The organism is Bacillus sp. D7-8, from assembly GCF_052055895.1.
Lineage (GTDB): Bacteria > Bacillota > Bacilli > Bacillales > Bacillaceae > Bacillus > Bacillus velezensis.
On the sequence record NZ_CP179922.1, the window covers coordinates 1930091 to 1956288 of the forward strand.

Consider the following 26198-nt stretch of genomic DNA (forward strand, 5'->3'; position numbering starts at 1 on the left):
TTCCTCCCGCTCGGTTTAGTGGAAGCTGAGTAAGTCGGCAATATCCTGCAATGCTTCCTCAGTCAGCTCCCGATCATCAAAGTCACTGACGGTCTTCTCCGTATCGGTTTTGCTGAGGCAGTGTTCCGACAGTTTCAGGAGATAATACCGGCAGCTTTCGGACAGCCGTTCGATCGTATCTTGCCGGAAGCGCTCCGTTTCATAGGAAATGCTGACGGTCATCCGGCCTTTTGCCGCAATCGCGCTGATTTCAAGTGACTGCTCCCGTTTCCATGTATCTGTCACATCATCTCCGCCTCCCAAAGGAGAAAACTGAAACGCGTCAGGCTGTTCCGTTTCTGCCGGGTTCCCGCCGGGCGCATCGAATTGCCCGAGATAATTAAAGCTGATCTCCGGTGCTTTCCCGAAAGTCATCCCGGCAAGCTTCGGCGGTGTTAAATATTTGAGGACACCGTATCCGTTCCCTTTATCCGGAATGCGCCGCAATGTGTCTTTGACGGTTTTCAATGTGCGAATTTCATATTCTTCAAGAGGTTCATAAGCTCCGCTCCGGAAAAGCACCGGGTAAATGGAAGTGAACCACCCCACTGTCCTGCTGATGTCCGCACCTGCCTGCTCCGATTGGCGTCCGTGTCCTTCAAGGGCGATTTTCAAAGCGTGCCGCGGCGACCATTTTTGAACAGCGAGCACGGCGGAAGCCAAAAGCACATCTTGCGTATCCGTATTGTAGGCGCTGTGCACATCTTTCAACAGGGCGTCCGTTTCACTTTCTGTCAGAGTGAAGGATACCGTGTTCCGTTTTTTTGCAGGAGTTTGAGATAAATCTGCCTGTTCGTAAGGAAGACTTTCTGTTTCATAGTGTTCAATCTCCCGCCAATACTCCGCCTGCTGAAGAAGCTGTTTACTTTCGGCATAATCGGCCAGCTGCTCCGTATATGTTTTGAATGACATGGTTTTCGGAGGGAGTTTGATTTCCTGTCCAGAGATGGCCTGTTCATAAGCAGAAGCCAAGTCTTCCAATAAAATCCGCCATGATATCCCGTCGACAGCGAGATGATGGACCGTCAGAAACAAGTAATCTTCTGCTTCAGAGCGGAACAGCCCCGCCTGTACCAGCGGCCCGTTCTCTAAATCCATGTTTCTCTGAAGCTCTGCGACGCGGCGTTTTACAAAACGTTCCTTCTCATGCTCATCGCCTTCCATTTCTAATATGGTCAGGCTGTAAAGCTGCTCATCTGCGAGGTCAGCCGGTCTGTTGAAGAGGAGAAGACCTTTCTCTTCGTCTTTTATGCAGACAAGGCGCAAGGCATCATGATGTACGGTAATGGCTTTTAACGTTTTCCTCAGAGCCTCTTCATCTATTGAATTTGCTCTCGTCAGCATGACGGACTGGTTAAAATGATTTGCTTCCTTCGTGTCTTGTGTGAAGAACCATTTGTGAATCGGCGACCACTTCACTTCTCCTTCTGCAGGAGCTTGGCTGACCGGCTGCCGCTCTGTACGGACATAAGGCGCCAGCTCCCTAATTGTCGGCCGGCTGAAAATATCTTTTACGGCGATCTGTTTTCCTGCCTGATGTAATCGGGCTGATACTTGCAGGGCTTTGATGGAATCGCCGCCCAGTTCAAAAAATGATTTATCCGCGGCAATGTTTTCAGTTCCGAGCACTTCGCTCCAAATCGCGGACAGCTCTTTTTCCATGTCGCTTTCAGGCTCGGTAAATGCCTGTCCGGTGTGCGCTTTTTTCCGCGGCTCAGGAAGCGCGCGGCGGTCAAGCTTCCCGTTCGGTGTGACAGGCAGGGCTTCAAGTGTTTCAAAGAACGCCGGCACCATATAAGCGGGCATTTCATTTCTGAGTGCCTGCTGCACGGTTTCACTTTCTGTTCCTTCTTCTGTCACGATATAAGCGCATAGTTCCGTTTGGCCTGCTGATGCGGTATGAGCGGTGACGGCTGCTTCTTTGACACCTTTTATGCCTGTTAAGGCGGATTCAATTTCTTTCAGTTCCACCCGGTAGCCTCTGATTTTGACTTGCTCGTCTATTCGGCCGATATATTGCAGCGTGCCGTCCGGCAGCCATTTTGCCAGGTCGCCCGTGCGGTACATGCGCCGGTTCTTCTGGAACGGGTCTTGGACAAAGGCTTGGGCCGTTTGCTTAGGAAGATTGCGGTACCCTCTTGCAAGGCCGGAACCCGAGATGCAAAGTTCTCCCGTTACACCGATCGGCTGCGGATGATCTCCGTTTAAAATATAAACGTGTGAATGCTCAATCGGACGGCCGATCGTAATGTTCTCACTTTGTTCTATATGTCTTGCCGCTGTAGTGGCGACGCTGTTTTCCGTCGGGCCGTACTCATTGGCAAGCTCCGTGTGTGGACAAACTGATAAACTGCGGCTGATAATGTTTTGGTCGACAGCTTCTCCGGCTAATGTGACAATTCTGAGAGACTCTGCATCCCCCGGCTCCAGTACGTCAAGCAGTGTACGGTACAGTACGGGAACAATGATCATGTGAGTGATGCGGTAAGATGCAAGATAGTGTTTAATAGCAAGAATATCTCTTGCTTCATCTTCGGCTAAAACGGCCGCTTTCGCACCGGAAATCAGCGGTGTGAACATGCTTGTTACAAACCCGTCAAATGAAAATGAAAAGAGCTGAAGAATCGTATCTTTCTCATTCAGATCATAAAATCCGCTTCGCCATTGAAGGGTTTGGCTGACGGATCGATGTTCGACCATAACCCCTTTCGGCCTGCCTGTCGTTCCCGATGTATAAATGATGTAAGCCAAATCTTCCGGTGCTGATAATGACTGGACCGGCGAAGCATCCTGTTCTTGGATATCCTCCAGTGCGAGCACTTCACCGTTAAAACGATCAGGCACTTGTTCTATCGCACCGTGTGCGGTAAGGAGAAGCGCTGTGCCGCTGTCTGAGATGATATATTGCTTGCGTTCCTCCGGATATTCAGGATCTATCGGGACGTAGGCTCCTCCGGCTTTCCAAACCCCGAAGACTGCCGCTACTTGTTCCGGCGATCTTGGTATCACAATGCCGACGGCTGCATCAGGTCCGATCTGCCGTTTTTGCAGGGCTCTGGCGATTTTATTCGACCAGTCATCTAATTCTTTGTATGTGATCAATGTTTCCCCGCTGATAAGGGCCGCGGCATCAGGTGTTTTTCGCGCCTGGGTGATGAACAGTTCGTGAACTGTTTTTTCAGGCAGCTGTTGATCCGTCATGCCGTTAAAGTCCGAAAGAATCCGGTTCCGTTCCGGAGCAGTCAGCATGCTGATCGCTTGTAAAGAAGTTTCCGGTTCACGGACAATGTGTTCAAGCATCGTCATAAAGTGGGAAGCCCAGCGCTGCATCGTTTCTTTTCGGAATAAAGACGCCGCATATTCAAACAGAAAATGAATCTGTCCCCCGCCTTCAGAAGCCTGCAAAGTGACATCAAATTTGGAAACCGGACGGGACACGTCCGCATTCTGAATATGCAAACCGTCCAACAGCAGTTCCTCATGCTCTATATTCTGGACGACAAGCATGGCGTCAAACAGCGGATTGCGGCTTGTGTCCCGCTGCACGCCGAGCCGCTCCACTAGCTCTTCAAACGGGTAGTCCTGATGCTCATACGCTTCAAGCGCGGCCTGGCGGACTTCCGCCAAGTAATCGGTGAACCGTTTGTCTCCTTTCGGCTCCGTTCTGATGGCCAGCGTGTTGACGAACATGCCGAGAATCGGTTCAAGGTCTTTGTGCGGACGCCCGGCAATCGGCGAGCCGACGATGATGTCTTCCTGCCCGCTCAATTTCGCGAGTAACGTATTGTACGCGGCGAGAAGCACCATATACAAAGTGGAGCCGTGATCCCGGGCAATGCGGTGAAGGCCGGATGCCGTTTCAGCGTCAAGCGTGCACGATACGCTGCCGCCCGCAAAGCTTCTGACAGCCGGACGGGGCTTGTCAGCCGGAAGCTCAAGCACCGGAAGCTCTCCTTCTAGCCGCTTCAGCCAGTAGGCTTCCTGCTTCTGGTACCCTTCTTTCTCCTGAAACGACCGCTGCCAGACGGCATAGTCTTTATATTGAAGGCGCATCGGCGCAAGCGAACGGCCTGCGTACAGCTCGCCGAATTCTTTAATCAAGGTGTTGACGGACACACCGTCAGAAATAATATGATGCATATCCGTTAATAAAAGATGACGTTCGTCCGATTCTTTCACGAGGGCCGCACGGAAGAGCGGCGCTTCCTCCAGACAAAACGGCCGGACGAATGCGTCAGCTGACCCGGCCTCATCCAGCTGAAACGGTACGCTGTCATGGATGCGCTGCACCGGTTCGCCGTCAGGCCCCGTTTCAAAGGACGTTCTGAGCGACTCATGCCGCTCAACAAGCTGCCGGAACGTCTCCTCCAGCCGGCCGCGGTCAAGCGGGCCCGTCAGTTCCAGCACAGCCGGCATATTGTAGCCGACACCGCCGTCTTCAAGCTGTTGGAGCACATACATCCGTTTCTGCGCCGAAGACACCGGGTAGGTGTCCTGTTTTTTCGCAGGCTGAATCGCTTCATACGAGCTTTCTTCCAAGTCCTGAATAACCGAAGCGAGCTCTTCCACCGTCGGCCGGGCGAAGATGTCCTGTAACGGCACCTGAACACCGAACTCTTTGGCGATGCGGGAGACAAGAGCTGTCGCTTTTAACGAATGGCCTCCCCGCTCAAAAAAGTGATCCCGGATGCCGACGGGGCCGTTTTTCAGCACCTCTTCCCAAAGGGCGCAAAGCTTCATTTCCGTGACGTTCCGCGGGGCGGTGTACGCCTGTCTGTCTGCCGCTCCGCCGGGAGTCGGCAGCGCGCGGCGGTCAAGCTTTCCGCTCGGCGTGACCGGCCATTCGCTCATCTTTATGAACTGAGCCGGCATCATGTAGGCCGGAAGGCGTGTCGCAAGCTCTGCCCGCACGTCATCGCTTTCCCGTCCTTCGATATAGGCGTAAAGCGCGGTTTCGCCGTGTTCGGTCCGGGCGGTGACCGCCGCCTCACGAATGCCGTCGATGCGCCGGATCGCCGCTTCGATCTCTCCCGGTTCAATCCGGTAGCCGCGGACTTTCACCTGTCCGTCTGAACGTCCGAGCCATTCGACTAGGCCCTCTTCTGTCCAGCGTGCGATATCGCCCGTCTGATACATGCGCTCTCCCGGATAAAACGGATCATCGAGAAAACGCTCCTCCGTCAGCTCGGGCCGGTTCAGATACCCCCGGGCCACCCCTGTCCCCGCGATGTACAGCTCTCCGATACAGCCCGGCGGCAGAAGCCGTTTCTTTTGATTTAAAATATACAGCCGCATGTTATGCCCGGAAATGCCGATCGGAACATTGTGAAATTCTTTTCCTTGCGGCAAATCAAAGTACGCCGCTTCTACTGTCGCTTCCGTCGGACCGTAGGAATTTGTCAATTCCGTTCCCGGCAGAAGGTCATAAAAACGGGAAACCAGGTGCGGGCCCAATTGTTCGCCGCCGGCAAAAACCCTTTTTAAACAGGTCTTTTTGATCGGCTGTTTTCTGGAATTTATATATTCCAAGAAAGCATGAAGCATGGATGGCACAAAATGAGCCGCCGTTATGCGGTTATTCTCCAATGCGTTCAGTATCATTTCAGGGTCTTTCTCGCCGCCTTGCGGAAGGAGGAAAACAGAAGCTCCCGCGATCGGCCACCAAAACAGCTCCCAAATCGAAGCGTCGAAAGAGTATGATGTTTTATGCAAAATGATGTCAGAATCACTTAATCCATAACGCGTTTGCAGTGAGTATAAAAAGTTTACGGCTGACCGATGTTCAACCTGCACGCCTTTTGGGCGTCCTGTAGAACCGGATGTATAGATGATATAAGCCAATGAATCAGGTTTTACCGGAACGTTAGGGTTGGCCGCAGATTCAGGGTTTCCTGTTTGTCCGCTTTTCAGAGAGATCGTTTCTCCCTCAAAAAGATCTGGTGCGAAAAGTTCTGGTTCTGCCAGTAAGAATTTCACGCCGCTGTCTTTCAGTAAAAAGCGAATCCGCTCTTCCGGGTAATCCGGATCAATCGGCAGATATGCACCGCCTGCTTTTAAGACAGCGTAAATGCCGATCAGCATGTCAGGAGAACGCCGGCCCATAATGGCAGTTTTATCCTCCAGCCTTATCCCGCGCTTGATCAGCTGATGCGCAAGCTCGTTTGCCCTTTCGTTCAGTTCCTGATACGTAATCGAAATGTCATCAGTTAAAATTGCCGGACGGTCCGGCGTTTTTTCCGCCTGCTGTTCCAGCAGATCATGAAGAGACTGATGAAGCGGAAACGCTGTTTTCTGAAAGGGGCTGAAATCTTGAAGCAGAGACACTTCTTCTTTTTCTGTCAAAACAGAAATATCGTCTAATTCCAAGCCCGGATCAGCCGCGGCGTTTTCGGCAAGTGTCGTAAAAAATCCCGCCCATTTTTGAATCGTTTTTCTCTTAAACAAATCGGTGCTGTATTCAAACTGGCAGTATAATTCACCGGCGTTTTCAGAGATGTACAGTGATAAGTCAAATTTAGAAATCGGCAGGCTGACGTCTGCCGGCTGCAGTTCAAGTCCGGCTGCCCTAAGCTTCTGCTGTTCCATATTTTGCAGCGCAAATGTTGTGTCAAACAGCGGATTTCGGGACATGTCCCGCGGCACACCGAGCTTATCGACGAGCTCTTCTAACGGGTAATCCTGATGTTCGTAAGCCTCAAGCGCTGTTTGGCGAATCTCCTTTAAATATTCTTTGAATGTCATGCTTCCGTCGGGACGCGTCCTGAAAGCAAGCGTATTGACAAACATGCCCAGAACGGCGTCAAGGTCGGCATGTGGCCTTCCTGCAATCGGAGACCCGACGATCATATCTTCCTGTCCGCTTAAACGGGCTAACAGAACTGTGTACACACCGAGCAACGTCATATACAGTGTGCATTTGTTTTCTTTCGCCAGCTTTTTCAACTGTGCTGTATGTTTTTCATTGATGACAAATGACACCCGGTCACCGGAAAAGCTCCGCACCGGGGGACGCGGCTTATCAGCCGGCAATTCAAGCACGGGAATCTCACCGGCAAGCCGGTTCAGCCAGTACTCCTCTTGTTTCCGATATGCGGCGCCCGCCATAAATGATTGCTGCCAGACGGCATAATCTTTGTATTGAATCCGTAACGGCGGCAGACTTCTCTCAGCATACAGCTCACTGAATTCACGTATCAAAAGATTGACGGATACGCCGTCTGAAATAATATGATGCATGTCAGCTAAAAGCAGATGCCGGTCTTTTTCTATTTGGACAAATCCCGCCCGGAAAAGGGGCGCTTTGCCGAGATCGAACGGCCGGATAAACGCTTCGGCTGATTGTTCTTTTGTAAATGCAAACGGCACGTCGTCATGAATCCTCTGCACGGGCAGGCCGTTTTTTTCTTCAAAGGACGTTCTGAGCGGTTCGTGCCGCCGGATCAGTTCCTTGAACACGGCTTCCATCCTGTCTCGGTCAAACGGCCCCTTCACCTCTAAAACGGCTGGAATGTTATAGCTGACACCGCCATTTTCAAGCTGGTGAAGGACGTACATCCGTTTTTGGGCGGATGAGACAGGATATGTTTCTTTCATTTCTGTCTTTTCTATGGATGCGAACGGGTTCTCTTCTGCTTCACTGATGATTTTGGCGAGTTCTTCTACAGTCGGATGGCTGAAGACATCGCTCAGCGGGATTTGCACACTGCACTCTTTAGCTATTTTTGCAACGAGTGCCGTCGCCTTTAATGAATGGCCGCCAAGCTCGAAAAAGTGATCGTGAACGCCGATCGGGCCGCTTTGAAGCACTTCTTCCCATATGCGGGTAAGCTTCAGCTCCGTCACGTTCCGGGGAGCTGTATATTGACGGCCTGCGGCGTATGCCGAAGCTTCCGGAAGGGCCCGCTGATCGACTTTTCCGTTCGCAGTGAGCGGAATCGAGTCAACAAAAGCCCATTTGACCGGAATCATATAATCAGGCAGCTCTTTAGCCAAATCACTTCGCAGCTGAGAAGGATCAGTCGCTTGTGAGACGCTGCAGTAGGCGCATAATTCATTTTCGCCCGACTCATTCGTTTGAATCAGAACAGCAGCTTCTTTCACGGCATGATGATTTGCCAGGACGGTTTCAATTTCCTTCGGTTCAATCCGGTACCCTCTGATCTTCACTTGATCATCTGTCCGGCCGATGTATTCAATTTGGCCGTCCGCACGCAGTCTTGCCAAATCTCCGGTCCGGTACATGACGGCGTCCGTTCTGAACGGATCCGGCAAAAATTTCTCTTCGGTCAGCGCCGGATTGTTCACATAGCCTCTTCCTGTATTCGCCCCGGAAATATACAATTCTCCCGCAATTCCGAGAGGCTGAAGCTGCCTATTTTTGCTGAGAATATACATCTTGTTATGATGGATCGGTTTCCCGATCGGCGGATGTTCAGGTATGTCATCTCCCGCAGAAATCGTATACGTTGAAACCACATGAGTTTCTGACGGGCCGTAATGATTATGCAGATGCATACCGTGTAAACGGAGCGTCTGCCTGAACAAACGCGAAACGGTCAGCTGCTCCCCGGCCGTAATGACATGCTTCACACAGCGGGGAAAAGACTGTGCATAACCTTCTTCATTGAAAAGCATTTTGACAAACGCAGTCGGGAAAAACACAACTTCCGTGTTGTGCTGATCAATAAACGAAAACAGCTGAGAAACATCCCGTTTGATTGATTCCGGCACGATACAAAGGGTGCCGCCGCTCAAGAGTACTGAAAATAACTCCTGATAGCAGACGTCAAACGCCACAGATGCGTACTGCAGCACATTTGTGCAAAAATCAATGTCTGTGTTCGTCAATTGGTGAGAAAGCAGGTTGGCCATATTTTTATGTTCGAGCAGCACGCCCTTCGGTTTCCCTGTCGTACCGGATGTATAAATCATATAAAGGAGGTCGTCTGCCGTATTAATGGATTGCACATTGCTTCCGTCCGCTTCCGTCCCGGCGTCTTCTATGTATGTAACTTGCAGCGTTTGTTCCGCGGGCACTGACTGATGCCGCTCTGTTACAACATGGACGCAGCCGCTGTTTTCAATGACATATCGGATACGCTCCTTTGGACTGCCCGGATCTATCGGGACAAAGGCGCCGCCCGCTTTTAAAATACCGAGAACAGCCGCCGCTAAAGAAGGGGAACGGCCGAGCATGACGCCTACCGGTTCCTCCCGCTTTAATCCGCGCTTTTGCAGCAGGCGGGCCAGCTTATTAGCCGATTCGTTCAGCTCTTTGTACGTTACTGACTCGCCTTCATACCGAATCGCGATTTGATCCGGCGTTTTTGCGGCCTGCCGTTCAAACATCGCATGAACCGTGTCATATTCAGGCTTTTCGGTCTCTTCAGAAATCGGTGCGAGCAGCTGCGCTTTTTCCTCCGGGGTTATGATTTCAAGCTTGTCCGGCGTGATGTCCGGTTTGTCGAGAACTTGGGAGACGATATGTGCCAAATGGCCTTTGATATTTTCGATGAATTGGCGGTCATACACGCTTGAATCGTATCTCATTTTCAAATGAATCTCGTCACCCGGCGCCACCATCAGGTAAAAACTGTAGTTGGTTTCGTCTTCCATGCTGAAATCATGGATGTGAAAAAGGTCTTTCGTGTCCCCCTTGCTGTTCAGCACATCAAGCTCCTGTTCAACCGGATAATTCTCAAAGACAAGAATATGATCAATTAAGCCTTGTTTTACCTGTGAATTCGCCTGTATGTCATAAAGCGGGTGATAGCTGTAAGCCTGTCCTTTCAAAGCGTCCTTTTGCACGTTTTTGATCAGCTTTTGAAACGGGATGTTTGCCCCGCTGATCCGGACAGGCACGGTATTAATAAACAGGCCGATCATTCGCTCGATGCCTTCGATTTCAGACGGCCTTCCGGAAATGACAGAACCAAAAACCGCATCTTCTGTCTGGTTATACGCCTGAAGCAAAATGCCCCAGAGCGTGTGGAAAATGGTGCTCAGCGTGACCTCTTCTTTTACGGCCAGCTCTTTCAGCTTAGCCGTGTCCTCTTTTGAAAAGGAAAACGTCACTTCCTCTTGTCTGCTTTCGCCGGCTTTTTTCTGCTTCGGCAGAACAGTCTGCTGTTCAAAGCCTTCAAGGTATCGCTCCCAGTACGAAGCAGCTTTTTCTTTATCTTGCTCCATCAGCCACTTGATGTAGGTCCCGTACGGCACAGCGGGCTCAAGCGTTAACGGTGTCCGGCGGAGCCGCGAGGCGTATATCTGGAAGAACTCTTTCAGCACGATTCCGAGACACCAGCCATCCATAATGATGTGATGGAAACTCCATATGCACGTATATTCACATTCACCGGTTTGAAGCAGCGTCACCCGCATCAGCATGTCTTTTTGCAGATGAAACCCTTTCTTACGGTCTCTTCGTTTGGCTTCTTCAATATGCTTGATTTGATCAGCCTTGTTTAAATTGGTGAGATTTTCCTCAATGATGCTGACGTTCCGCTCTTTTAATACGACCTGCTGCGGCACTGACACGTTCTGGCTGATAAAGATCGTTCTGAAAATATCATGTCTTTCGAAAAGGGCATGAACGCTCTCTTCAAACACGCGGGTGTCAACCTTCCCCGTTATTGAAAAGGAGGCCTGCTCGGCGTAAGCCTGTGATTCCTTTTGCAGGAGGGAATGAAAAAGCATTCCTTCCTGCATATAAGACAGCGGATAAATATCCTGAATTGCATTCTTTTTTGTCATGTTATAATCTCCCCGTCGCCTTTTTCTACAGTTCCTCGACAAAACTCGCTATGCTGTCCAAATCATCAGATGTTAACGTTTTGCTGCTAAAATCACTAACGGTTTTTTCTGCTTCCTCTTTGCCTGTGCAGTGCGCCATAATATCACGCAAATATTGCTGTAAAGTTTGCAGCAGCTGTTCCATTGTTTCTTTGCGGAAGCGGCTCGGCGGATAGCTCAAACTGAAGTGAAGTTTGTTTTGTGCGGCCATCGCGCTCATTTCCACCGCTTGTTCCCGCTGCCATGTCGGCGTGATGTCGTGCCCGCTTGCAAGACCGGACAGACTGAACGTGTGCTGATCTTCTGTATCATTGAATTGCCCTAAATAGTTAAAGCTGATTTCAGGCGCTTGTCTGAAGCGGATTGTTTTTTGTTCAGGCGGTGTCATGTATTTTAAAATGCCGTAGCCTATTCCTTTATCCGGTATTCTTCCGAGTGTGTCTTTGACCGTTTTTACCGCCGTTCCAAGCTCAGCGCCTGCTGTGTTCAAGTCAATGAGCACCGGATACATGGAGGTAAACCAGCCTACGGTGCGGCTGATGTCGAGCTCCGGCATGATGTGCTCTCTCCCGTGCCCTTCCATCGCGATGCGCAGTCTGCCGCCCCCTGTCCAGTCCCGTAAAGCCAAAGCTGCGGCAGTCAGAAGAATATCTTGCGTATCGGTATGGTAGGCCCGGTTGACCTGCTGAAGCAAAACGGACGTTTCTTCTTCTGTAAGCGTAAAGCTTACCGTTTGCCGAATGCTGTCGGCTCCCGTCTGATGCTGCGGTTTTTCATAAGGAAGTTCGGCGGCTGTTTCTTCTTCAATAAAACGCCAATATTCTTCTTCACGCATCAGCTTGCTGCTTTTTGCGTATTCTGAAAGCCTTTCAGCGTATTGCTTAAACGAATCGGTCTTTGGCGGAAGCTGGACCGGCTGACCTTTTACGGCTTGAGTGTAAGCGGCAGATAAATCCTCCAGCAAAATACGCCATGACACTCCGTCAACCGCCAGGTGATGTACGGTGATGAATAAATAATCTCCGGACCGGGTTTTGAACCAGCCGGCTTTTAATAACGGGCCTTTTTCAATATCCATCCGCTGTTGGAGCGCAGCGACTTCACTTTCTATTTCTTTTTCCCAAGTATCTGTCTCAGACAGATCCCAAATGTCCAAGCTGTACAGTTCATCTTTTTGAATACCGTGATTGATTTGTCTGAAACTTTCGTTTTCTGCACTGACGGTTATCCGGAGTGCATCATGATGAATGACAAGATGCTCTAAGACTTCTTTGAGCGGCTGTTTATGCAATGCGTCAGAGCTGAACATCATGACGGACTGATTGAAATGATTTCTGTTTTCCATCCGCTGTGATAAAAACCAGTGCTGAACGGGTGTCCAAGGTATGTCTCCTTCCACCGGCCGCTGATCGATGACTCTTTCCGCTTTCCGGATAAGTGGCGCGAGCTCCTTAATGGACGGATGCCGGAATAAGTCGCTTGCCGTCATTTTCCACCCATAGCGTCCGAGCCGTGCGGAAACTTGCAGCGCTTTGATTGAATCGCCGCCCAACTCAAAAAATGAGTCCTCAATCCCGACTTGTTTTGTGCCGAGCACTTCCTGCCAGATCACGGAAAGCTGTTCTTCAAGCTCATTGCGGGGAGCTGTGTACGCGGTTTGAAGCGCGAGCTCCGGTTCGGGCAGATTTTTCCGATCCAATTTACCGTTCGGCGTAAGCGGCAGCTTCTCAAGTTCCATCATATAGGCCGGAACCATGTAATTCGGCAGTTGCTTAGACAGTAAAGAACGCACTTTTTCTGTATCCATGTCCGCCTGCAGACTCATATATGCGATCAGTTCTTTATTGCCGGACTGCCCGGTTCTGACTGACACGGCAGCTTCTTTCACGCCGTCCAGGCTCCTCAGTGCGGCTTCAATCTCTCCCAGCTCGACCCGATAACCGCGGATTTTCACTTGATCATCCATCCGCCCGGCATATTCGATCGTTCCGTCCGGCAGCCAGCGGGCTAAATCTCCGGTGCGGTACATCCGTTCTCCGGGAACAAAAGGATTAGGGACAAATTTTTCTTCCGTCAGCTCAGGGCGGCCGAAATATCCTCTTGCCACACCGTCTCCGCCTGTGCATAATTCGCCGATGACTCCGATCGGCTGCGGTGTTCCCCTGCTGTTTATGATATATGCGGTTGAATTTCCGACAGGGCGGCCGATCGGGATTGAATGATCGTATGATTGTTCAATCAAAAAGTAAGTCGAGAACGTCGTGTTTTCAGTCGGTCCGTATCCATTCCATACTGAGAGATGCGGCAGCGCATTCCGAACCCGGTTTACATGGCTTGGGGACAGTGCTTCCCCGCCGATAATCAATCGGGATAATCCGGAAAACACGTGTTCATTTTGTTCTGATAAATGGTTGAACAGAGACGATGTCAGCCACAGTGTCGTAATGCCGTTTTGCTGTATAAATGTTTCCAAAACATCAGAGTCGAGATAGGTTTCCTGGTCACTTACATATAAAGAAGCGCCGTTTAAAAGCGGACCGAATATTTCAAATGTTGTAACGTCAAATCCTAATGATGAAGTAAATAACAGTCTATCTTCCGGCGTAAAATCAATATAATTGCTGTTTTTCACAAGGCGGATCACGCTTCGCTGTTCAATCATGACGCCTTTTGGCGCACCTGTTGATCCGGACGTATAAATCATGTAGGCCAATGATTCAGGTCCGCCGAGCGGTTCGGGATTTTCCGAACTCAATCCGGCCTTTGTTTGAATATCCTCTATGAATAAACGTTTTCCTGAAAGCGGCAGACCGTCAAGTTTATCAGATTGGAGAAGAATATCAGCTTTACAGTCTTTAAGCATCCATTCAGCCCGTTCCCGCGGCACATCGTCACCGATAGGCAAGTAGGCGCCTCCCGCTTTTAATATTCCGAGGATTCCGGAAGCAAGCTCTGTTGTGCGGCCGGTTAATAATGCGACAACGCTTTCCGGACCGACGCTATTTGATCGGAGAGCCGCCGCTATTCTGTTAGCCCGTTCGTTCAGCTCACGGTATGTCAAGATTTGTCCATCATATACAACTGCCCGGGCATCGGGGGTTTCTTTTGCCTGCCGCTCAAATAAACGGCTGATGGTTTCGTGTCTTGGGTAATCGCTTTTCGTCTGATTAAACTGATAAATGACGCGATTTGTTTCAGCATCATCCAGTACGTGAATGTCACCAAGCGGTATCGCTTGGTTTTCAATTACTTTTGTAAGAATACGGGTAAAATAAGAAAGCCATTTTTCAATTGTCTGTTTTTGATAGACATCTGTATTGAATTCAAAATCAAAGCTGATGGAACCGTCAGACCCTTCTGACGCGTAAAGCGTGGCATCAAACTTTGCGGTTTTATGACTTGTATCCGCAGCTTGAGCCAAATGCAGCTTATTTAACACCAGGGATTCACGCTCCATATTTTGGAGCACAAACATCACATCAAACAGCGGATTTCGGCTCATGTCCCGCTGCACACCGAGCCGTTCCACTAGCTCTTCAAACGGATAGTCCTGATGCTCATACGCCTCAAGCGCGGCCTGGCGGACTTCCGCCAAGTAATCGGTAAACCGTTTGTCTCCTTTCGGCTCCGTTCTGATGGCGAGCGTGTTGACGAACATGCCGAGAATCGGTTCAAGGTCTTTGTGCGGACGCCCGGCAATCGGCGAGCCGACGATGATGTCTTCCTGCCCGCTCAGGCGCGCGAGTAACGTATTGTACGCGGCGAGAAGCACCATATACAAAGTGGAGCCGTGATCCCGGGCAATGCGGTGAAGGCCGGATGCCGTTTCAGCGTCAAGCGTGCACGATACGCTGCCGCCCGCAAAGCTTCTGACAGCCGGACGGGGCTTGTCAGCCGGAAGTTCAAGCACCGGAAGCTCTCCTTCTAGCCGCTTCAGCCAGTAGGCTTCCTGCTTCTGGTACCCTTCTTTCTCCTGAAACGACCGCTGCCAGACGGCATAGTCTTTATATTGAAGGCGCATTGGCGCAAGCGAACGGCCTGCGTACAGCTCGCCGAATTCTTTAATCAAGGTGTTGACGGACACACCGTCAGAAATAATATGATGCATATCCGTTAATAAAAGATGACGTTCGTCCGATTCTTTCACGAGGGCCGCACGGAAGAGCGGCGCTTCCTCCAGACAAAACGGCCGGACGAATGCGTCAGCTGACCCGGCCTCATCCAGCTGAAACGGTACGCTGTCATGGATGCGCTGCACCGGTTCGCCGTCAGGCCCCGTTTCAAAGGACGTTCTGAGCGACTCATGCCGCTCAACAAGCTGCCGGAACGTCTCCTCCAGCCGGCCGCGGTCAAGCGGGCCCGTCAGTTCCAGCACAGCCGGCATATTGTAGCCGACACCGCCGTCTTCAAGCTGCTGGAGCACATACATCCGTTTCTGCGCCGAAGACACCGGGTAGGTGTCCTGTGTTTGCGCAGGCTGAATCGCTTCATACGGGCTCTCTTCCAAGTCCTGAATGACCGAAGCGAGCTCTTCCACCGTCGGCCGGGCGAAGATGTCTTGTAACGGCACCTGAACACCGAACTCTTTGGCGATGCGGGAGACGAGAGCCGTCGCTTTTAACGAATGGCCGCCCCGCTCAAAAAAGTGATCCCGGATGCCGACGGGGCCGTTTTTCAGCACCTCTTCCCAAAGGGCGCAAAGCTTCATTTCCGTGACGTTCCGCGGGGCGGTGTACGCCTGTCTGTCTGCCGCTCCGCCGGGAGCCGGCAGCGCGCGGCGGTCAAGCTTTCCGCTCGGTGTGACCGGCCATTCGGTCATCTTTATGAACTGAGCTGGCATCATGTAAGCCGGAAGGCGTGTCGCAAGCTCCGCCCGCACGTCATCGCTTTCCCGTCCTTCAATATAGGCGTAAAGCGCGGTTTCGCCGTGTTCGTTCCGGGCGGTGACCGCCGCCTCACGAATGCCGTCGATGCGCCGGATCGCCGCTTCGATCTCTCCCGGTTCAATCCGGTAGCCGCGGACTTTCACCTGTCCGTCTGAACGTCCTAGCCATTCGACAAGGCCGTCTTCTGTCCAGCGTGCGATATCGCCCGTCTGATACATGCGCTCTCCCGGATAAAACGGATCATCGAGAAAACGCTCCTCCGTCAGCTCAGGCCGGTTCAGATAGCCCCGGGCCACCCCTGTCCCCGCGATGTACAGCTCTCCTGCCACGCCCGCAGGCTGGATGGTTCCTCCGCTATCTAATACATACAGACGGGCACCCGGAACGGGTTTTCCGATCGGAAGCCGCGTCCGTCCGCTGTCCCGTTTTCGGTCACAGACGTAAAACGCCGCATCAACCGTCGCTTCCGTCGGCCCGTAGCCGTGAATAAGCACGGTCTCCGGCAGAAGATCGGCAAACCGGGCAGCCGTAAGCGGTGAAAGAGCTTCCCCTCCGGCAAACACGCGTGTCAAGGTTCTGCCGAGGCGTGTTCTTGTTTCCGCAGGCTCTGTTTCCAGCGCGTCTAAAAAGCTGTTGACCATCGCCGGAATAAAATGCGCGGTCGTCACCTTTTCTGAGGCAAACGCTTCAATCATCCGCACAGGATCTTTCTCCCAGCCGGCCGGAAGCAGATACACGGAGGCGCCGGACATCGTCCACCAAAACAATTGCCAGATGGAGGCGTCGAAAGAAAAGGATGATTTCAGCACGATAATATCCTCTTCTGTCAACGGGAACTGCCCTTGCATCCCTGATAAAAAGGCGGCGGCCTGACGGTGTTCAACAGCTACTCCCTTCGGTGTTCCCGTCGAACCGGACGTATAAATGATATAAGCGAGCGAATCAGCATCCGCTTCTTCAGAGACAGCCCCTGTCTCCGCCTCACTTGTCAGAGCAGAAAGAGACACTTCTAGCGTTTCTCCGGAAAAACCGGAAACGGATAACCCCGGCTGTGCGAGCAGAAGACAAGCGCCGCAGTCGTCGAGCATATAGCGCAGCCTGTCCTCAGGATACTCCGGGTCAAGCGGCACGTAGGCGCCGCCCGCTTTTAACACGGCAAGCACAGAAACCACCATCTCCGGCGAGCGTTCAGCGAGTACGCCGACCATGCTTTCTTTGCGGACGCCTTTTTGGCGGAGCCGAACAGCGAGTCTGTCTGTGTACTGGTCAAGCTCGGCGTACGTCAGCATGCCGCCCGGAAAACGGAGCGCCGGACGATGCGGCGAAAGCGCGGCACGGCGGGCAAACAGCCCGTGAAGCGTCGGAGCCGGCGGTTCAACCGTTTCTGTACGGTTAAACGCATCAAGCATACTTCTGGCTTCACACGCATCAAGCAATGCGATCTCGGAGGCGCAAATTTCAGGATCGGAGATGACTGAATTCATCATATGCCGTAAAAATGTTTCAATATTCTTCATAAAAATACGATCGTATATACCGGTATCAAAGTTTAAGCGGATATAAAGAGAATTTCCCGGAATCACCTTTATGCTGCATCCGTAGTTTGTGACTTCCTCCATCGTGAAATCTTCTACCGCAAAATCAAATGAACCGGCCTGACTCACATTTTCAATTTCACGCTGGGCCGGCACATTTTCAAACACGATAATGTGGTCAAACAGCGCTTGCTTCAAAGGGCTTTGCGCCTGAATGTCATACAGCGGATAATAGCTGTACGCTTCTGCTTGCAGCGTCTCCTGCTGCAAATGCCTGACGAGCTCCAGAAAAGAAAATGAACCGCTTTTCACCCGCACGGGAATCGTATTAATAAACAGCCCCACCATTTTTTCCACGCCTGTGAGATCCGACGGCCGGCCGGAAACGACAGAACCGAAAACGGCGTCATCACAGCGGCTGACACGCTGGAGCAAAATGCCCCACAGTGCCTGGAACACTGTATTCAGCGTTGCTCCCGCCCTTGCCGCAATGTTCTTCAGCTCATTTGTCTGCTCTTCAGAAATGGTGAAAACCGCCTGCTCAAGTTCGCCATTTGGTTCCGCGGATTTTTTCGGAAGAGACGCCGATTGCTCAAGATCGGCAAGTCTCGTTTTCCAAAAAATCTCGGCTTCTTTACGATCCTGCTTCATGAGCCATTTAATATACTTACCATATGGCTGAACAGGCTCGAGAGACGGGAGCCACCCGTCTCCGAGAGATTGATAGATCATCAGAAATTCCTTCATGACAATCCCGAAGCACCAGCCGTCCATGACGATATGATGATGGCTCCATATACAAACATAGCGTTCAGGCCCTTTTTTCAAAATGGAGACTCTCATGAGAGGGTCTGATTGCAAATCAAAGCCTTTATCTTTATCTTCCTTTCTGAATCGGTCGGCATATTTATCTTGTGCCTTCTCGTCCAAATGAGAAATATCATGAAACTGAACGCGGCTCGGCCTGTTTTTCAACACGACTTGGCGGGGCTTCGCCACATTCTTATGAATAAATGTCGTACGGAAAATATCGTATCGTTCAAAAACAGCATCTATACTTTTTTGGAATCGTTCCCGGTCAAGCTGTCCGCTGATCGTAAACACCGCTTGTTCGAAGTAGGCTCTTGAGTCATGATCCAACAGAGAATGAAAAAGCATGCCCTCCTGCATAAAAGATAAAGGATATATATCTTGTATTTCCGGTTGCTGCCCCATTGCGCCACTCCTTTTCTATAGTTTGTTGACGGCTCCCATAATGTCACTCAGATCTTCCAGCGTTAACTCCTCGTCACTGAAATCAGCGGCGCTCCATTCACGCTCCTCTTTGCCTGTGCAATGCGAGATGATCTGCTTGAGAAAGGCATGAAAATATCCCGTCAAAACTTCAATCGTTTCTTTTTGATACTGAAAACGGTTGTACACGACATGCATGCTGAGACATTCCGACGATACGGAGCCGCTGATATCAAGTGTGTACGGACGTTCCCAGTCTGGGCTGACTTCATTTCCCGCTTTTACGGGAGAAACACCAAAGCCGCTGGAACGGATTTCACGGTCAAACTGTCCCAGATAGTTAAAACTGATTTCAGGAGAATCGGATTCCGTCTCTTCCCAGAGTTTGCTTATATATTTCAGCACTCCGTATCCCGCTCCTTTATGCGGAATGCGGCGCATCATGTCTTTTGTCCGCTTAATGTGATAGCCAAGCCGCTCGCCGTCATCAGCCTGATCTTGAAAACTTGCGTCAACCAATACCGGATAAATTGACGTAAACCAACCGATGGTTCTGCTGATATCAAGATGCTCCAAGTGCTCTTCCCTTCCGTGGCCTTCCATGCTGATTTTGAATGTCTCGTTTCCGGTCCATCTGTTCAGCGCAAGGCTTAACGCGGCAAGCAATAATTCACCCGTCTCTGTTGTGTATGCTCTGTTCGCTTCCGTTAACAGCTGCTCAGTCTCCTGTTTTGTCAATTTAACGGTCATCACATCTGTATCTTTCAGAAGATTGGAAGAGATGCGGGCATCTTTCGGAAGCGGTTCGACCGCCATTTTTTCTCTTTCGGACCAGTAGTCTGCTTCCTGTAACAGCCGGCGGCTTTTTGCATAATCAGAGATTTGCTTCGCGTAAGTCTGATAGGAATCGGTTTTTGCCGGAAGCGCGGTTTCTTTTCCTTCGAGCGCCTGCCTGTAGCACGCGGTGAGATCTTCAAATAAAATCCGCCATGATACACCGTCAATGACAAGGTGATGAATGGAAAGCAGCAGATGATCGCCATCATTAGCGTGAAATAATCCGACAGCTACGAGCGGCCCCGTCTCCAGCCGAATGGAAGTTTGAATACGGGCGGCCGCCTGTTCAATTGCGACGTGCTCCTCTTGTAATGACCCTTTCCCTCTCACGTCATGCGTTTCAAACGTAAAGAGTTCTTCTTCAGAAAGGTTTTCCGCTCTGTTGTATTGAGTCACCGATCCGTTTTGCGTGCCGCATACGATCCGTAATGCGTCATGATGAACCGCGAGCTGTGCCAGCGCTTTTCTCATAGCAGATTCATTGATTCTGTCCGCACTGCGGAGCATTACGGACTGATTAAAATGATCATGCGGCAATGATTGCGACAAGAACCAGTGCTGGATCGGCGTCAGCGGCACGTCTCCCGTGACGGGAGCCTGATCAATCACGCGGCGGACTTTCCGGAGCCGCATCGATACTTCTCCCAGTGTCTGATGCTCGAACAGCTCGCGGACGGTCGTTTCATAGCCCTGCTGTTTCAGCCTCGCACATACTTGCAGCGCTTTAATCGAATCCCCGCCGAGATGGAAGAAATGAGCATTGGGGCCGAGGCCTTCAACACCTAAGAGTTCTTCCCAAATGTCAGCCATCATTTCTTCAGTTTCATTTCTCAGGCTGATATCATCTCCAAGGCTATCATTTAATTCAGGCTGCGGGAGCGCCTTCTCGTCCAGCTTCCCATTCGCCGTCAAAGGCAGTTCATCAAGCGCTATCAAGCGGGCGGGAATCATATATTCCGGCAGAAAAGCTCTGAGAGAGGCCTGAATCTCTGCTTCTTTTATCTTTTCGTTCCCGTGTAAGACCGCGTATGCGTAAATGGAGTGCTGACCGTGCTGATCAGCACGTGTGATCACGGCGGCCTCTTTCACGGAGGAAAGCTCTTGCAGCGCTGATTTAATTTCTCCCAGCTCAATTCTGTGGCCTCTGACTTTTACTTGCGCATCTTTCCGCCCGACATATTCCAGTTCGCCATTTAAGAGCCTTTTGGCGATATCACCCGTCCGGTAGAGCCGCATGCCGGAAACGTGCGGATTCGTGATGAAACGGGAGGCGGTTAAATCATCCCTGTTTACATATCCCCTCGCGACGCCTTCCCCGCCGATATAAAGCTCACCGGGAATTCCGATCGGCTGCGGATTCATATAGGCGTCCATAACAAAAGCATGAAGGGTTTCCAGCGGTCTGCCGATATTGCTTTTGTTTCTCTCAATATCATCCATATTCAGTTTTTTGCATGTGACGTGAACCGTGGTTTCCGTAATACCGTACATATTAACAAGCTCCGTCTCCGGGTACTTTTCTTTCCAGCTTTTCAGCATGCCTGGCTGAAGCGCTTCTCCGCCGAAAATGACATATCGAAGCTTCAGCTTGTCCGTATGCCCGGCCTCTTCATGAATGAGTCCGGAAAAAGCCGTCGGCGTTTGGTTCAGCACCGTTACGCCTTCACTTTGCAGCAGCTGCCGGTACAAATGCGGATCACGGGCTGTGTCTTTCGGCACGATAACCACCTTTCCGCCGTATAAGAGCGCGCCGAATATTTCCCATACAGAAAAATCAAAGCAATAGGAGTGGAACAGCGTCCAGACGTCTTCAGAGCCGAAATCAAACGGCAGTCCTTTATGTGTGATAAGGCTGATGACATTGCGGTGTTCCGTCATAACGCCTTTCGGTTTTCCGGTTGTGCCCGATGTGTAAATCACGTAAGCCGGCTGTTCAGGCGTTATCATTTCTTTCGTTCTGTCTGCTGAAACGGATTCAGGCTTATCGATGTATAAAACCGGCAGCCCATCCATTCCGGATATCCCAAGACCCGATTGCGTCAACAGAGCACGCGCGCCGCTGTCAGTCAGCATAAATGAAATCCGCTCGTCCGGATAGTCAGGATCAATCGGCAGATAAGCTCCTCCCGCTTTTAAAATACCGAGAATCCCAATCAGCATATCCGGAGATCGTTCGGTCATAATTCCGACAATCTGTCCGGAGCGGATGCCGTTTTCCGACAGCATATCGGCGATTCGATCCGCCTTTTCATTGAGCTCGCGGTAGGTGAGACGCTCATGAGACATGACGGCTGCAATTTGATTCGGCATTTTTTCCGCCTGTGCTTCGAATAAACTGACAATCGTTTCATGCCTCGGATACTCCGCCGTTTGATTTTCCGCTTGAAGAAGCATCTGCCGCTCGTTTATGCCCAGCAAATGAATGTCAGACAGCTTCCGTTCGTAATCCGATGCGATTTGTCCTAAAAGCTCTTTAAAATGACCGGCCCACCGTTCGATCGTATCTTTTTCAAACAACGCGGTACTGTATTCAAAATGAAAATCCAGTGAGCCATCCGGCCGTTCCTCGGCATGAAGCGTCAAGTCGAATTTTGAAATGTCATGCTTCACTGCATGTGAAGAAACGGATAAGCCCGGAAGGTTCACTTCGAAATCATCACTGTTTTGCAAAACGAGCATGGCATCAAACAGCGGATTGCGATTGACTTCCCGGTGTGTATCAAGCTTTTGGGCAAGTTCTTCAAACGGGAAGTCCTGATGTTCGGCCGCGCCGAGGGCGAGCATTTTCACCTCTTCTAAATAAGCGCGGAATGTCTTATCCCCTTTCGGCCTGCTTCTCATTGCCACGGTATTTACAAACATGCCGATGACCCCGTCAAGCTCAGCGCGGCTTCTGCCGGCCGCAGGTGAACCGACGACAATGTCTTCCTGCCCGCTCAATTTAGAAAGGAACAAGGAGTAGCTTGCCAAAAGAATCATATACAGTGTCGAACCCGTCTCATCCATGAGTTGGCGCAAGTTCTCCGCCGTTTCCTTTTGAAGGCGCGTTCGAACAACGGACCCGCTGAAATCAGGAAGCGGCGGGCGCTTTTTATCGAGCGGCAGATCAAGTACGGGAATGTTTTCCCCGATCGTCTCCAGCCAATAACGCTCATGTCTTTTGAATTCTTCAGCGGCAAACCGCTCATGCTGCCAGACGGAAAAATCTTTGTACTGGAGTTTTAACGGCCGCAACTCTTTTCCTCTGTACAAATCCGTCAATTCTTGAATCAGAACGCTCATTGACACACCGTCTGCGATAAGATGATGCATATCAAGCAGCAGAAAATGACGTTCTTCAGTAACTTTGGCTAAAGTCACTCTCAAAAGCGGCGCTTTTTCCACGTCAAACGGTTTGACGAAAGTTTCCATCACCTCTTGAAGAAGGTTCCCGGATGGCATGTGAATCTCTGTGAGGTCAAGATCGACATGTGCATGTATGTGCTGCATCGGCTCCCCGTTTCGTAAAACAAATGATGTGCGTAACGCTTCATGCCTTTGTAACAGCGCTGAAAAGGCTTCGTGCAGACGATCCCGGTTGAGTCTGCCGCTCAGTTCCAGACAAGCGGGCATATGATAGCCCGTACTGTCCGCTGCCAGCTGATGAAGGGCATAGAGCCTTTTTTGCGCAAAAGATAGCGGGTACAAGTCCTTTGCCACAGCAGGCGTGATTTCTGCATATTCTCCTCTTTTCCTCTGTTCAAGGAAGCGGGCCATGCTCTCGATGGTCGGATGTTCAAAAACATGGCGGACGGCAAGTTCAATTTGCAGCCGTTTATGTATGTTTGAAACAAGCGACGCGGCTTTCAGCGACTGTCCGCCGATTTGGAAGAAATCATCTCTCATACTGATGTGTTCCCGTTTCAGCACTTCTTGCCAAATAGACAGCAGCTCAGTCTCAAGCATTGTGCGCGGAGCTTGATAATCACCGGTTCTCTCGGCTTCTTTCGGCTCAGGAAGTGCGGCCCGATCAAGTTTTCCGCTCACAGACAGCGGCATTTCCGTTAATTTGGTAAAGCTTCCCGGTATCATATAAGCAGGTAATCTCCCGGCCAATTCAGCGTGCGGTTTAAATGTCACACCCGCATTTTCCAGTACGACATAAGCTGCAAGCTCCTGTTCCCCGTCCGCCATTTTGCGCACGGTGACTGCCGCCTCTTTTACCCCGGACAGACTTCTGAGTGCCGTTTCGATTTCTCCTAATTCAATTCTGTAACCTCTTACCTTCACCTGATCGTCAAAGCGTCCCATATATTCAATCGTTCCGTCCGGTAAAAATCGGGCTGCATCTCCCGTTCTGTACAGCCGTTCACCTTCACGAAACGGATGAGGGGTAAAGACTTTGTCCGTCAGCTCTTTTTGCTGAAAATATCCGTCCGCCAGACCTTTTCCGGAAATACACAGTTCACCGACGGCTCCGACCGGCTGCAGCCGATCTCCATGCATAATATAGACAGAAGTGTTGGCAATCGGGCGCCCGATCGTAATCCGGCTGCTTTTTTGCAGGTTGCGCAGAATCGTCGTGGCCACACTGTTTTCCGTCGGCCCGTATTCATTCAGCAGCTCGGCATTCGGGCATATGCCGCGGCTCGCTTCCACGATATCAGGAGTGGCCGCTTCCCCGGCAAATGTCACCGCCCGAAGCGTCTGCGCATCCTTTTTCGTCAGCGAATCAAGCAGAACGCGATACAGAGACGGAACGATCAGAAGATGGCTCACTCCGTGGCGGGTGATTTTCTGTTTTATTGAAAGGACGTCTTTCGCATCATCTTCATCAGTTAACAATACACAGGCGCCCGACAGAAGCGGAGTGAAAAGACTCGTTAATGACCCGTCAAATACGTATGAAAAAAGATGAAGCGCTATGTCCCCTTCTGTCATCCCGTATTCTTCACGCCGCCATTGCAATGTATTGCTGATCGCTTTGTGTTGTACAAGCACCCCTTTCGGCCGGCCTGTCGTTCCGGAGGTGTAAATGACATACGCCCAATTTCCGCTGTCAGATACCGGCGGAAGCGGTGCAGTCTGCTGGGAAACCGTTTCCTCCATGATGACGACGCTGCCCTTGAAATGCGGCGGAATGAGGGGGAGCAGGTCCTTTTCGGTCACGAGCAGTGAGGCTTCACTGTCTCTCAGTAAAAATGAAATCCGTTCAGGCGGAAATTCCGCATCAATCGGCATATAGGCGCTGCCCGACTTCCAAATTCCGAGCAGAGCGGCAACCGTACTCATTGATCGGCGCAGCATAACAGCGGTGATCTGGTCGGGGCGTGCGCCTTTTTCCCTTAACGCATGCGCAATCTGATTCGCCCGCTGATTTAATTTCTTGTAGCTCCAGCTTACCCCGTTATATCTCAACGCCTCTTGGTCAGGCGTTTTTGCCGCCTGTTCTTCAAACAGCCCATGAACGGTTGTCTCAGGGTACGGACGGTTCGTTTCGTTAAACGAATGAATCAAGGCTTCTTCCTCTGGAGGCACGAGACTGATGCTTGATAAAAGCCTGTCCGGATCTTCCGTTACACAGGAGATGACCTCCAGAATATGCCCTTTGATCCGTTTCATGTCTTCCCGATCGTAGATGCCCGCATTGTAGCTGAATTTCACATAAAACTCTTCTCCCGGAACGATGACGACGTTAAGATCGTAATTGGTTTCTTCCGCCATCGAAAAGTTTTCAAGTGAGAGCGCACTGCTTTCGGTTTGCTTCCAGCCGTTTACCGCAGTCTGCATCTGAACCGGATAATTCTCAAAAACCAGGATGTGGTTCAAGAGATCTTTTTGCAGGCCGCTCTCGTTTTGGATGTCATAAAGCGGATAATAGCTGTGCTCTTCTGCAGCGAGTGACTCTTTTTGCACCTTTTTGAGAAGAGAAGAAAAAGTCATATCCCCCGCCGCGCGCACCCTTACCGGCACGGTATTGATAAACAGTCCGGCCATTGATTCGATGCCGGCGATAGCTGACGGCCTGCCGGAAACAACTGAACCGAATACCGCATCTTCAGTGCCGTTGTAACGGTGGAGAAGCAGTCCCCAAATGCTCGTAAATAAAGTATTCAGCGTGACCCCGGTGCTTCGGGCAATGTCTGTCAGTTTTTGCACGGTTTCAGACTCAAGGGAAAATTGAAAATGCTCAGATGCATAACCGTTTTGCGCCGGCTTATTCTTCGTTTGCGGAACGGAAACGACTTCTCCGTAATCTTCCAAGCAGCGCGACCAGAACGCTGACGTTTCTTCTTTATTCCGGCTTCGGAGCCATTTGATATAAGAACTGTAAGGAGCCGGACTGCCGAGGTTTACAGGCCGCCCGTTTCGGATCGCATAATACATGCTGAAGAAATCTTTCAGCACAATGCCCAAGCTCCAGCCGTCCATCATAATGTGATGATGAGTCCAAACGCATGTATGGCGGTTTTCTCCCGTTTGAAAAAGAGCCAGGCGCATTAAGGGGCCTTTTTGCAGATCAAACCCCTTATGCCGGTCGGTTTCCTTGAATTCCTCAATGATGCTTTGCTGCCGTTCTTCCGAATAATCTGAAATGTTCTCAGTCTGTACGGCTGTGTCACGGCGTGAAAGGACAACCTGCTGCGGACCTTCAAGGTCAGGCACTTCTTTTATGAAAATCGTTCTGAAAATATCATAGCGGCTGACAAGCATATCCAGACTTTTTTGGAATGTATCAATGCATAAATCCCCGCTGACTGTAAACGAAATCTGCTCGACATATGCGTTTGATCCGGAATCCAGAAGCGAATGAAACAGCATGCCTTCCTGCATATATGATAAAGGGTAAATATCTTGAATTTCTGTCGCTTGTGTCACGAATGCCACACACCTTTTT

At 50.8% G+C, this 26198-nt stretch carries 3 protein-coding genes; all 3 read right to left on the reverse strand.

Annotated elements, in window-relative coordinates:
- Positions 1-15: 15 nt before the first annotated feature.
- From ACKTRM_RS09350 to ACKTRM_RS09360, 3 genes are read right to left on the reverse strand one after another with little or no spacing between them, the layout of a single operon-like run.
- Positions 16-10791: a non-ribosomal peptide synthetase gene (locus ACKTRM_RS09350; RefSeq protein WP_012117700.1), complete on the reverse strand. Its 10776-nt coding sequence runs from the start codon at positions 10789-10791 to the stop codon at positions 16-18.
- Positions 10792-10816: 25 nt separating this feature from the next.
- Positions 10817-18466, reverse strand: coding sequence for a non-ribosomal peptide synthetase (locus ACKTRM_RS09355; RefSeq protein ID WP_149235880.1), 7650 nt, complete (start codon positions 18464-18466; stop codon positions 10817-10819).
- Between the two features lie 15 nt (positions 18467-18481).
- Positions 18482-26179: a non-ribosomal peptide synthetase gene (locus ACKTRM_RS09360; RefSeq protein WP_012117702.1), complete on the reverse strand. Its 7698-nt coding sequence runs from the start codon at positions 26177-26179 to the stop codon at positions 18482-18484.
- Between the last annotated feature and the right edge of the window lie 19 nt (positions 26180-26198).